The organism is Rhizobium sp. 9140, from assembly GCF_900067135.1.
GTDB lineage: Bacteria > Pseudomonadota > Alphaproteobacteria > Rhizobiales > Rhizobiaceae > Ferranicluibacter.
This window is the reverse complement of the sequence record NZ_FJUR01000001.1, coordinates 1,558,909-1,571,332: the sequence shown is the minus strand read 5'-3', so window position 1 is coordinate 1,571,332 and position 12,424 is coordinate 1,558,909. Positions and strand designations below refer to the sequence as shown.

The window sequence follows — 12,424 nt, the reverse complement described above, 5'->3', positions numbered from 1 at the left end:
AAAGGAAGATCATCCATGCTGGACCAGACCATGGCCAACCTGCGCTACTTCGATGATGCCAAGGCTCCCCAGGAACCACGCGGGGGCGTGTACACGGATTACCTGCGCACCGGCCGGATCAACCGCGCGACATCCGAGGCGCGCGCCGCAAAGCGCTACCTGACGCACAAGGAAGTGGCCGAACGGACGGGCCGCAAGCTTGAGGCCGCCGGCACGCTCGCCTACGACCGTATCAGCGGCTTCCACGCGTCTATCCGCTTTCCCAAGATGATCTTCCACCGCACGCTCGATGGCAGCCCGCATCTCGGCTACTGTCATGTGACGGCGGCGCGCACCAAATTCGCGGACTATGACGATGTCCGCTGGTCGTTCTACATGGCCAACTTCTTCTGCGAAATCGGCAAGGACGAACATTTCTTCGACGATGTCCGCCGCGGATATTCGCGCATGTATTTCGCCGTCGCGATGGACCTCGACCGCGAGCAGGGCAAGCTCGTGATCAACCGGACCGTTCGCGACGGCGGCCTCCTCTTCCGCACGCAGGACCCGAAGACGGCCTTGAAGAACGTGCTGATGCTGGGCGCCCGCAACGACGCCCTGCGCACGATCATCCGCGCGCTCTGAGACGCTTTGCAGCCGTTATCGTTTTGCACTAAGACTGCCGCCTCAATGGGCGGAAGCGCGAGACGCATGGCAGAGATCATCGAGACGACCCTCGACCGGGTGCGGGCGCTGGAGCGCGCCGTGGATGTGCTCACGCGGGGCCGGCCGATCGCGCTGCCGACGGAGACCGTTTACGGGCTTGCGGCCGATGCGACGCGGGCCGATGCGATTGCCTCGATCTATGAGGTCAAGGGCCGGCCGCGTTTCAACCCCCTGATTTCGCATGTGTCCGATATGGAGATGGCCGCGCGCCACGGCCTGTTCGATCCCGTATCGCGCCGTCTGGCGGAAGCCTTCTGGCCGGGGCCGCTGACGCTGGTGGTGACGCGTGCGCCCGGAGCCACCGTGCATGCGCTGGCCACGGCCGGGCTCGACACGCTCGGCCTGCGGATGCCGGCCGGCTTCGCGCGCGAGGTCATCGCCGCCTTTGGCAAACCGCTGGCGGCACCCAGCGCCAACACCTCGGGGCGCATCAGCCCGACGATGGCCGCGCATGTGGCCGACGATCTCGGTTCCGCCATCGACCTCATTCTTGACGCCGGACCGGCGGGCATCGGGCTCGAATCGACCATCGTCAAGGTGGAGAACGGGCGGCTTCGCCTGCTGCGTCCCGGCGGGCTGGACGCGGCCGACATCGAGACTGTGGCCGGTCAGCGGCTTTTGCGGCAGGATTCAGCGGGTGCCACTTTGGAGGCGCCGGGCATGCTCGCCTCGCATTATGCGCCGGGTGCCGCCGTGCGTCTGGATGCGACGGATGTGCGGCCGGGGGAGGCCCTGATCCGCTTCGGGGGGACGGCCCTTTCCGGCGAGGCGGCGGCGGTGATCGTGCTCGATCTCAGCCCGTCCGGCAATCTGCGGGAAGCCGCCGCCAATCTCTTTTCCTATATGAAGCAGGCGGACGCCACGGGCGCCCGGACGATCGCCTTTTCCGCCATTCCGAGCCAAGGCCTCGGCGAGGCCATCCGCGACCGGCTGGAGCGCGCGGCGGCACCCCGCTGACACTGCCATCCTGAGAGCATCGACATGACCAACACCGTCCCCTCGCCCGATCTTGTCCAGCGCTTCGTCGATCTCGTCGGCGGCCATGCGGAGGTGGGGTCTGCCGTCCAGGATCGCTATCTGGTGGAGACCCGCGGGCTCTATCGCGGCACGACGCCGGCGGTCTTGAAGCCCGGCAGCGTGGCGGAGGTCTCCGCGACCCTTAAGCTTGCCAGCGAAACCGGCGTCGCCATCGTGCCGCAGGCGGGCAATACCGGCCATGTCGCCGGGCAGATCCCCCGCACGGGTGCTGCCGACATTCTCCTGTCGCTGGAGCGGATGAACCGCATTCGCGACGTCGATCCGGTCGGCAATGTCATCGTGGCGGATGCCGGCTGCATTCTCGCCGATATCCAGATGGCAGCCGACCGGGTGGACCGGCTGTTTCCGCTGTCGCTCGGCTCGGAAGGCTCCTGCCGGATCGGCGGCAACCTCTCCACCAATGCGGGGGGAACGGCCGTGCTCGCCTATGGCAACATGCGCCAGCTGTGCCTCGGCCTCGAAGTGGTGCTGCCGACCGGCGAGATCTGGGACGGGCTGCGCCGCCTCAAGAAGGACAATACCGGCTATGATCTGCGCGATCTCTTCATCGGCGCGGAGGGAACGCTCGGCGTCATCACCGGTGCCGTGCTGCGGCTGTTTCCCAAGCCGCTCGGCCACGAGGTGGCGCTTGCAGGCCTTCGCACAGTCGAGGATGCGCTGGCGCTGTTCGAACGGGCGTCCACGCTCTGCGGGCAGACGCTGACCGGGTTCGAGCTGATGCCGCGCATCGGCATCGATTTCTCGGTGCGCAACATTCCCGGCGTCACGGACCCGATGGCGACGGTGCATCCCTGGTACGTGCTGATCGATATTTCCAGCGCCGACAGCGCGGAAAGTGCGGGGCGCACGATGGAGGCGCTGCTCTCCGGCGCTATCGAGAACGGGCTCGTGGACGATGCCATCGTCGCCTCCAGCGAGGCGCAGCGAAAGGCGCTCTGGCACATGCGCGAGAGCCTGTCGCTGGCGCAGCGGCCGGAAGGCGGGTCGATCAAGCATGATGTTTCGGTGCCGATCGCCAGCATTCCCGCCTTCATGGCAGAGGCCGATGCGGCCGTGATGGCGGCGATCCCCGGCGCGCGGATCTGCTCCTTCGGCCATATGGGCGACGGCAACATCCACTACAATATTTCCCAGCCCGTCGGTGCCGACAAGCAGGCATTCCTCGAACGCTGGCGGGAGATGAACGCGATCGTGCACGGCATTGTGCTGGCCCATGGCGGCTCGATCTCCGCCGAGCATGGCATCGGCCAGTTGAAGCGCGACGAGCTGGCGGAGGTGCGCCACGGCATCGAGATCGACCTGATGCAGCGGATCAAGCATGCCTTCGACCCGGCCGGAATCATGAACCCGGACAAAGTGTTGCAGATCAAGCGATAGAGCCCGCGGCGGCCGTCGTCCTCAGCCACCCATACGCAATTGCGAGATGGCGAGCAGCGATTCGCTGCTGATGCCGCCGCTTCCGGCCGTCGAGTTAAAGATCGCCAGCGCCGGAGACGTGTCCGTGTTGTTCTCGACATCATAGAGTGCGGTAAAACGCTTCATCAGCTTTTCGAGCTTTTCCGGATCGCGCAGATCCTTCACGTCCAGGACGCGCTTGATGTATTCCGACTGGACATCGACGTTGGCACTGCTCATCTCTTCGGGGATGCTGTAGGCCGTCCGCACCACCTGCATCAGGGCATTGTCGGCGAGGATGTCGAAGGTGGAGCCGATACCGGGCGCCATGCGGCGGAAGTAGAGCGCGAGACGGACGCCGGCATTGTCCTCGCCCTTCTGCTCCTCGAGCGTCTGGTTAAAGTAGAGATCCTGCGTTTCCAGAAGACCGCGGCGTGTCTGGATCTGGTTTTCCGGCGGGCGCACCGTCTTGCCGGTCGCATCGAAGTTGAAGGAGGCGACGAGCGCTTGGTAGCGCGGATCGGCCTCCGTGTTGATGAAGCTCTTCGGGTCGGACACATCCGATGTGAAGACCTTCTTCAGCTCGTCCTTCTTCACCGTCGTCGGATCGATGCCGGTTGCGATCAGGATGAAATTCGTCATGCGCGGATCTTTCAGGAGATCGTCGAGCGTTTTGACCTTCTCCATCTGCGCGGCGTAGTATTTGGCCTCGGTCGTCGCGTCGGTCTTGTCCTTCTCCGTGCCGAACTGGCTCTTGGCCACCACATAGGCCTTGGAGATCTGCAGGATTTCGGACTCCGACTGCGCAAGCTTCGGCGCACCGACCTTGCCGTCGGCCTTGAAGTTGAAGGCGTTGGTCAGTTGGACGTAACGGTCGTCCTTCAGCGTGTTGACGTAGCTCTTCGGGTCGTTCACGTCGCTGGTCAGGATCCTGCGCAGCTCGCGCGCGGTCTTGCCTTCGTTCTCCAGTCCGAAAGCCGAGAGCGCGACCTGCACGCCCTTCGGGTTGCTCAGCAGCGCATCGACGGTGGTGATCGTGCCGATCAGCGTCTTGTAGGCGGAGATCAGGGATTCGTCCGTCGCATCCGCCGCATCGTTGTAGCGGTTCATGTAGTTTGCCGAGGCCGCACTTTTCTGCGCCGCCGTCTGGGGTGCGTCGCCGGCCGCCAGCGTTCCATCCGGCTTGAAGTTGAAGCCGGCAGCCAGCGCCTTGTAGGCGGCGTTGTTTTCCGCCCCTGTCGTATTGGCATAGCTCGCGGGATCGTTGAGGTCGCTGGTGATGATGGCGTTGAGCACGCTCGAACCCGTTCCGCGCGGAATGCCGTAGGCGGTGATGATGAAGGAACGCATGCGGCTGTCGGCAAGCAGGTCCGTCGCGGTCGTGAAATCGTTGACGTGCGCCTCGAAATAATCCGTGTTGATCAGCGCCCCGGTGCCCGTGAGGCGCGGTGCGGAAGCGAAGTAAAGCTCACGCATCGAGGCCTTGTCGGCATCACCCACAAGGGGGGTCGCGGACGGTGCGGTGCCGTCGGCGTTGAATTTGAAGGCCGTTGCCATGGCCTTCAGATTGATGGCTAGGGTGCCCGCATAGTCCAGCTGCGCATATTCCGACGAGAGCGCCGAGACGTTGGCCGCCGTCTGGGAAAAGGGCGGCAGTTCAGCGTTGCGGGCATCGTAGATCGCCTGCTGTTCATTGATCTTCGCCTGGATGGCCGGCTGGTCGGCGCCGGGCTGCGACAGGCTCGCGGTCAGCGACGCGATCTGCGCGGACGCGCTGGAGCGCTCGTCGTATTTCACGAGCGTCGCCCGGATCTCGGCTCCGCGAACGGACAGCGCGTCGGCGGCGGTCTGTTGCAGCGTATTGACGTAGCTCGCGGGGTCGCTGATGTCGCTCGTCAGGGCCTGGCGCACCTGCGTGAAATCGAAACTGTCGGGCTTCAGCCCGAAAAGCGGGAAGGCATAGTCGCGCAAACGCTCGTTCTGCAGGAACTGATCGACGGTCTGGATATTGCCGCCCGCGGTCATTGCGTTGAAATAGTTCACCTCCGTGTTCATCGCGCTGTCGGCATTGGCGATATTGGCGTTGTAGAGACCGATCAGCGCATCTTCCTGCGCCCCGGTCTGTGCCACGGTGGTCGACTTGTCGAAGCTGAAGGCCATCGCGAAATTGCGATAGCGATCGTCGCTCAGCTTGTTGGCATAGCTGGCATCGTCGTTGAGGTCGCTTTCCAGCACCTTGCGCATGAACGCCTTGGCGTAGGTCATGTCCTCGAGGCCGTGGGCCTTCATGGCGTAGGAATAGAGCCGGTAGTCGTCGAGGAAGGCATCGACGGTCGTGACCTTGCCGATGTTCTCCTTGTAATACTGGGTATCGCGCTCGACCATCTTCTGCTGGGAGATGCGATTGATGCTCTCCTTCATGTCTCGAACGACGAGATTATAGTCGAGATAGGTCGATGCCATTTGCCGCCCCGTTGCCTTGACGTCTGCTGCTTGCCGCCGCCGCGCGCACGCGCCGAAGGGCACGCGCCGGCAAGCTGCGGCCATGTCGCTTCACCATGACCGCTGCTGCTTGCGCGAGGCTTTTTGCGGAGAATGCGAGGCTGCGCGTTGACGTGTTCTAAACCGTAATGCGTCGGCTTTTGCTAACCATCGGGGAATGCAAAGTTTTTTAACCGCGAATTTTAAGCGGTCTCAAACAGCCGCCGCCTATGTTGACCTCCATAGAAGACGAAAACGTCTCGATGAGAAAAGACCGGAAACCGGCTCTCAAGGGTAAAACAAGGGCGAAATGACATGCTGAAAACCGTTTCTCAACCTGCATGGGTCGATACCGAACTGCGGCTCGATCCGAAGCGTTTCCCGCAACATGCCAGCTTTGCGCTGCCGGGCGCCCGGAGCAATGTGACGATCAGCCTCGACGAGCGCGGCGCCGTGATGCGTAAGGTTTTGCCGTCAAGCGGCCTGCCGCTGTCCATCGCGCTGCCGGCGCGGGCCTTCAAGGGCGTTGCCGCCCGTGCCATCGACCATGGCGATGGCGAGGTGACGGTGACGCTGGAACTGCACCATGACGATCCGGACCTGTGCGTGCCCCTTCTCGTCGCACACGACCTCTCCGACATCGCCGCCGACTGGCGCGCCTGGTCGGAAGCCTATCGCATTCCGATGCTGATGGTGGAAGCCGACGGGGTCGCCCGGCCGCTCGACAACCATCTCGGCGATGTGAAGACCCACGCGATCGTTCCCCGCCGCCGCCATTCGCTACACGCCAAGCGCCGCCCGCGCTTCCTGATGCGCCGCACAACCGGCAGCCTCGGCGTGATGATGAAGATCGACGGTTCCGAGATCATCGCCCGTCGCTGATCTCTCCTATCTCTCCTCCAGTGCAAAAAGTCGGTCGTCCCTGCGGCCGGCTTTTTGTTTGTGGAGATAGCTTGGTTCGTGGGGTTTGCAGAGGAACAATCATGGCGCCGTTCCTGTTGTTTTCGCGAAACCATCAAGGAGAATGCCATGACAGCGGACGAGCCGACGACGAAAGACGATGCCGCCTCGACAACCCCGAAGACGGAGGCCGAGCGCGATCGGTTGCTGAAAGACGCGGACCAGAACCGGGTCGATAGCGATGATGGTGAGGACGAGGTCGTGCCCGATCCGACCAACGACTGGCCGGCTGCCTGAACGGGTATTTTTTGCGGGTGTGGGTGCGGGTCCGGCGGTAGTTTGGGCTAGGAAAAAGGCCCTCTCTGCCCTGCCGGGCATCTCCCCCACAAGGGGGGAGAGGACTCGTGGGACGCCCTGAGCTCTAATCTTGAACGTTTCTTATGAAGCGAGCGGTTGCCCCGAGTCTTCTCCCCCCTTGTGGGGGAGATGCCCGGCAGGGCAGAGAGGGTCTTCCTTTTAGACCAAGCAAACCCACACCACTTCTGCGAAAAATGCCCCCTAAACCAGCCGAACGAGAAACGCCGCCGCCAGTCCTGCAAACACGATCAACCCGACCATGCCGTTGAAACGGAAGAGGGTCAGGCATTGCTGAGCATCGTGGATGTCGAGGACGAGGATCTGGTAGAAGAGCATGATGGCGGCGGCGGCAAGTGCCAGGTAGGCGAGTGCACCCGCGCCGGCGAGCGCGAAAGCGAGGCCGAGTAGGACAATGGTGAGGCCGTAGAGTGCGACCAGCCAGGGTTTGGGGCGCTCTCCAAAGCGGCGCGCGGTCGAGCGGACGCCGACGAGTTCGTCGTCCTCGCGGTCCTGATAGGCATAGATCGTATCGTAGCCGACCGTCCAGGCGATGGCGGCGAGGTAGAGCACCACGGGTGCAGCCGAGAGGTTGCCGAACTCCGCTGCCCAGCCCATGACCGCACCCCATGAAAAGGCCATGCCGAGAAAGAACTGGGGCCAGTCGGTGAAGCGCTTGGCAAAGGGGTAGATGGCGACGAAGCCGAGCGAGAGGATGCCGAGCACGATCGAGAAGCCGTTGAACTGCAACAGCACCACGAGGCCGACCAGTGCCTGCAAACCCATGAAGAGCTTGGCATTGCGGCGCGACACCCGGCCGGACGGCAGGGGGCGCGAGCGCGTGCGGGCGACGGCCATGTCGATCGTCTCGTCGACGATGTCATTATAGGTGCAGCCGGCACCGCGCATGGCGATCGACCCGATGAGAAACAAAGCGAGATGCAGGACGAGGCGCCCGACCGAGGCCGTGCCATCCAAAGCGGCCGCATTGGCCGCCAGTGCTGCCGACCAGAAGCAGGGCCACATCAAGAGTTGCCAGCCGATCGGCCGGTCCCACCGGGCAAGCTGCGCATAGGGCCAAAGCGGCCGCGGCAGGATGCGGTAGACCCAGTTGGTCGATGGCGCATCGAAGACGCGCCCGCTATCGGAAGGCAGTGTGTTCATGCCGTCCTGTTTGCCGTCTCGTCCCCGGCCGGTCAAGCCGCTTGATCACGCCGGTCAAGCCGCTTGATCGGACCGATCAAACCGGCTTGACCGGGAGGTCAGAAGGGCTTGATGACGACGAGGAGAACGATGACCAGCATGGTCGCGAGGACGATGGTGCCGGCATGTCGGGCAAAGGCCGGCGGCAGGCGGCCGGGATCGGCGGCGGTGCGGCGCAGCGCGCCGGAGAGCATGCCATGCAGCGCCGAGAGAAGGACGACCAGCAGCAGCTTTGCATGCAGCCACGGCGCCGTGAACCATGCACCCTGCCAGGCCGCGATGAGGCCGAACAGCCAGGTCAGGCCCATGGCCGGCGAGGTCACGCGCCCGTCCCATCGACGGACGGCTGTGATGACCGCGGTCTCGCGGTCGGTGCGCGGACACTGCGCCCGCGCCAGCCAGAGATGGATCGCCGACAGGAGAACCATGCCGCCCATCCAGGCAACCATGGTGGCGACGTGGAGGGATTTGATCAGAAGATAACTCAAGACGATGTCTCCTATGCCGCCATCTTCGACCCGGAACGGTTGGACGGCCGTGTGCAATGTGTCAGTATGATGCGTCGGCAACGGCCGCGGGCACCCGGTATCATCCATACCGTGCCCGAGGATGGACGTCTTCCGCAAGGTCTTTTCGTAAGGACGGAGAGACACTTTAAAGGCTTCACATCGGGTAAAGGGCCGTAAAGTTTCAGCAAGTTTTACAGTCTATTCTCCCGCACGACGATGGAAAGGAAGCCGGATGCGACAGGGACTTGCGGCGACGGCGCTTTTGCTGGGGCTTTTCAGCTGCACGACACTGGCGCGGGCGGAAACGCTGAACCTTCTGATCTGGGAAGCCTATATCGATCAGGCCATTCTCGATGACTGGACGGCCTCGACCGGCGTAAACGTGCGACAGATCTACTTCGATAGCGGCGACGCCCGCGACGAGATCCTTGCCGACCCCAACAGCAATATCGACCTGAGCGTGGTCGGCGAGAACGGCAGCGCGCTGTTCGGCAAGCGCGGCATCCTCGCGCCTCTCACCACGGACACCGTGCCGTCGCTGAAGGATTATGCAACCCGGTGGACATCGCGCTGCGCCGGATACGGCGCGCCCTACCTCTGGGGAACCATGGGGATCGTTTATCGTTCCGACAAGGTAACAACCACACCGACCTCCTGGAAGGATCTCATGCAACCGGCATCTGCGCTGAAAAAGCACATCGCCATGTATGACGACCACAACGAGGCGTTCATCGCGCCGCTGATCCTGCTCGGCAAATCGATCAATGCCAATGACAGCGACACGCTGAAGCAGGCCTTCGAACTGATGAAGGGACAGGCGCCGTTCGTACTGACCTACACCTACGTCATCACCTCCATCGACAATCCGGACTACGGGCGCGACATCTACATGGCGCTGGCCTATAGCGGCGATCAGAAGGTGCTGAACGAGAAGGCGGGCACGCCCGGTCTCTGGCGCTATGCCGTACCGCAGGAGGGCACGCTGTCCTGGCTCGACTGCCTGGCCGTCACCGCGGCCTCGCCGCGCAAGGCGCAGGCGATGAAGCTGGTCGACCACATCCTCTCCGCCCAGAGCGCCGCCAGAAACGCGCAGACGCTCGGCATGCCCACGGCCAGCACCGCGGCGCTTGCGCTCATTCCCGAGGCGATGAAGAACGATCCCGCCATCTATACGCCCGCCGACATTATGGAAAAGAGCCAGTACCAGACCGAGCTTTCGGTTTCCTCGATCCAGACGCGACGACGGATTATCAGCGCGATGGCGAATTTCCAGTGACCCTCGGCAAGCGCGCAGTCTTCCTGATCTTTCCCATCGTGCTTGCCGGGTATCTTCTGGCGGCCTGCCTCGTCTACGTCGTGGAAAGCAAGGCCCTGCTGTCGCTCGAACGGGCGCGGATCTTCCAGCAACTCGACCATGCCGAGGCGCTGTTCCGCGCCGATGCCAACCAGAGCCGCAGCTTTCTCTACTCTCTTCTGGAAGGCAATGCCCTCCGGCTGTTCATGTCCGAGCCGGATGCCAGCTATCGCAACAATGCGCTGTCGCTGCGCATTCAGGAATCCATCCGCATGCTGTCGGACGATATGCGAGCCTATGTCTCGTTCTCGATCCTTCAGCCGGATTCCTCGATCGGCTATTACTTCGAGAACAGCGACGATCCGTTCGCCGAGATCAGCCCGGCGCAGATGACGCTGGCGCGGACGCTGTTCAAAGGCGAGCGCCTGCGAAACTGGACCTACCTGAACGAGGGCACCAGCCGACCGCTCATCGTCTATTCCGAGTTCATCGACCCGACCACCTTCAGCCGCGCGCTGCCGAGCAACAAGGACCGGGCGCTCCTCGTCCAGGTCGCCGTCCAGCCGGACCAGTTTCTGGCGATGGTCCAGTCGCTGCAACGCGAGTATGCCACCGCACCTCAGTTCACGAGCGAAGCGCCGAAGACGGCGGCACCGGGCGAACTCTCGGCCTCCGTCGAACTGATCCCGGCGCTGCATCTGACGCTGCGCGTTCCCCAGGCCTATGCGTCGGCGGCGCTCTGGCAGCTGACACTGGTGCTGGGCGTCGGCACCATCGGCATGAGCCTGATTTCCATCGGCCTGATGATCACCCTCATCCGCCGCTTCATCACCGATCCCATCGCCGCCCTCGACCACCAGGTCACCGCCGTCATGGACGAGCGGAGCGAGCATATCGTCGAGGCCGGCGGCGATGGCGAGATCGGGCGGCTGACCGGCAATATCAAGAAACTGCATGACCAGTCGTCGAGCGCGCTCCGCCGCGTGCAGGAAGCGTCCTGGACCGACGCGCTGACCGGCATGCAGAACCGCAGCCGGTTCAACGTGCTGGCCGGGCGGATCGTGCAGGAGGCCGTCGCCGGCCGTGGCAGCGCCGCCCTGCTGTTCATCGACATCGACCACTTCAAGTTCGTCAACGACAAGCATGGGCACGAGGTCGGCGACGAGCTGCTGCGCGTCTTTGCAACGCGGGTGCGCGATGCCGTGGCACCCATCATGCAGCAGCGCGGTCTGCCGGAGCCCATGCTCGCGCGCCTGTCGGGCGACGAGTTCGCCGTGCTCATCCAGGCGGAACCGGGCGCCGGCGCAATCCGGGAAGCGTGCGACGCGATCCTTGCGCTGTTCACGCATGGCTTCGAGGTTCAGGGCAAGATCTACCCCGTGACGGCCAGCATCGGCGTCGCCCTCTGCCCGCGCGATGCGGACAGCGTCGCGGCCCTGATTTCCAATGCCGACGCGGCGATGTACCAGGCCAAGACCAGCGGCAAGAACCAGTCCTCGCGCTTCTCGCGCAACCTGCAGGACAAGCGCGACCGGGTTCGCCAGATTCAGGAAGAGCTGCGCGTGCTCGACCCGGACGAGCAGTTCCACCTTGTCTACATGCCGATTGTCGATCAGGCAGGCGCCGTCACCGGCTGCGAGGCGCTTCTGCGCTGGACGTCCCCGACGCTCGGCCGGGTGACGCCGGACGAGTTCGTGCCGATTGCGGAAAGCTCCGGCCAGTTCACCAAGATCGACTGGTGGGTCGTCTCCCGCGCCATGGCCGACTACGGCAAGATCCGCGACATGTTCGGGCCACAGGCGGTGCTGGCTATCAACATCTCTTCTGCCGAGTTGCACTCCCGCAGCATCGGCGATCATTTCTCGCGGGAAGCCGCCCGTTACGGCATTGCGCCGGATCGGATCGAGATCGAGCTGACCGAAACCTATGCCGTGAAGCTCGGCGACCAGCTGCATCGCAATATCGAAGCCCTGCGCAGTCGAGGTTTTCGCATTTCCATCGACGACTTCGGGGCGGGCTATACCTCCGTGCAGCAGATCATCGAATATACCGCCGACACGATCAAGCTCGACCGGGCCATCGTAGAGACCATGGCGACGCCGGATCTCTCGCCCGCCCTGACGGCGCTGATCGCGCTCTGCCACGCGCGCGGCATGGCGGTTATCGGCGAAGGCGTCGATAATGAGCGGAAAGTCGCATGCCTCACCCATGCGGGCTGCGACTTCTTCCAGGGCTACCTCATCTCCAAGCCGCTGGCGCTGGACGAACTTGGCATCTGGGCGCTGCACCGGCTGGGCGAGACGGCACTGATGCCGCATGACGAGCATGCGACGATGATCGGCCCGCGCAAGCAGGGGACGCGGCGGCTGCTGTAAAGACGCCGACATCCGGGGCGTGACATCCCGGGGCCGCCGTGGCGGTACGGGATAGCGGGCATTTTTCCTTGACCCGGGAGGAGCGCCGCCTTAACCGCAACAGCACGGTTGCTTCCGCCCATTGTTTCAAGGACGAGGGTTGCTTCCCCCATTGTTTCAAGGACGAGACA

10 protein-coding genes are annotated in these 12,424 nt (G+C 63.7%); 7 read left to right on the top strand and 3 right to left on the bottom strand.

The window, feature by feature from the left end; all coding sequences use genetic code 11:
• Positions 1 to 30 precede the first annotated feature (30 nt).
• The 3 genes from GA0004734_RS07285 to GA0004734_RS07275 all read left to right on the top strand — a co-directional run bounded on the left by GA0004734_RS07285 (position 31) and on the right by GA0004734_RS07275 (position 3,120).
• On the top strand, positions 31 to 624 hold the full coding sequence (locus tag GA0004734_RS07285) for a DUF6656 family protein (RefSeq protein WP_092936028.1): 594 nt from the start codon (positions 31 to 33) through the stop codon (positions 622 to 624).
• Between the two features lie 66 nt (positions 625 to 690).
• A complete protein-coding gene (locus tag GA0004734_RS07280) occupies positions 691 to 1,662 on the top strand; it encodes an L-threonylcarbamoyladenylate synthase (protein WP_092932486.1) in 972 nt (323 codons plus the stop codon).
• 24 nt (positions 1,663 to 1,686) lie between these two features.
• Entirely contained in the window at positions 1,687 to 3,120 is a 1,434-nt protein-coding gene (locus GA0004734_RS07275) for an FAD-binding oxidoreductase (RefSeq protein ID WP_092932484.1), read from the top strand.
• A gap of 21 nt (positions 3,121 to 3,141) precedes the next feature.
• Here the strand turns inward: GA0004734_RS07275 and GA0004734_RS07270 are convergent, their stop codons facing one another.
• Positions 3,142 to 5,601 carry a DUF1217 domain-containing protein gene (locus GA0004734_RS07270; RefSeq protein WP_245292361.1) on the bottom strand — a complete coding sequence of 820 codons (2,460 nt, stop codon included), beginning with the start codon at positions 5,599 to 5,601 and terminating at the stop codon, positions 3,142 to 3,144.
• Between the two features lie 333 nt (positions 5,602 to 5,934).
• Between GA0004734_RS07270 and GA0004734_RS07265 the strand changes: the two genes are divergently transcribed.
• Positions 5,935 to 6,501, top strand: coding sequence for a DUF6101 family protein (locus GA0004734_RS07265; RefSeq protein WP_092932480.1), 567 nt, complete (start codon positions 5,935 to 5,937; stop codon positions 6,499 to 6,501).
• Between the two features lie 147 nt (positions 6,502 to 6,648).
• Entirely contained in the window at positions 6,649 to 6,816 is a 168-nt protein-coding gene (locus GA0004734_RS25890) for a hypothetical protein (RefSeq protein ID WP_175386244.1), read from the top strand.
• Positions 6,817 to 7,077: 261 nt separating this feature from the next.
• On the opposite strand, the gene ubiA is transcribed toward GA0004734_RS25890, so the two are convergent.
• The gene (gene ubiA, locus GA0004734_RS07260; protein ID WP_092932479.1) at positions 7,078 to 8,037 is read right to left on the bottom strand and encodes a 4-hydroxybenzoate octaprenyltransferase; all 960 of its coding nucleotides are present in this window, start codon (positions 8,035 to 8,037) and stop codon (positions 7,078 to 7,080) included.
• Between the two features lie 98 nt (positions 8,038 to 8,135).
• Positions 8,136 to 8,564: a CopD family protein gene (locus GA0004734_RS07255; protein ID WP_175386242.1), complete on the bottom strand. Its 429-nt coding sequence runs from the start codon at positions 8,562 to 8,564 to the stop codon at positions 8,136 to 8,138.
• 253 nt (positions 8,565 to 8,817) lie between these two features.
• On the opposite strand from GA0004734_RS07255, the gene GA0004734_RS07250 reads away from it, so the two are divergent.
• Both GA0004734_RS07250 and GA0004734_RS07245 read left to right on the top strand, forming a co-directional pair.
• Entirely contained in the window at positions 8,818 to 9,861 is a 1,044-nt protein-coding gene (locus GA0004734_RS07250) for a polyamine ABC transporter substrate-binding protein (RefSeq protein ID WP_092932475.1), read from the top strand.
• Positions 9,858 to 12,254, top strand: coding sequence for a putative bifunctional diguanylate cyclase/phosphodiesterase (locus GA0004734_RS07245; RefSeq protein WP_092932473.1), 2,397 nt, complete (start codon positions 9,858 to 9,860; stop codon positions 12,252 to 12,254). Before GA0004734_RS07250 ends, GA0004734_RS07245 begins: the two co-directional genes overlap by 4 nt.
• Positions 12,255 to 12,424: the final 170 nt, after the last annotated feature.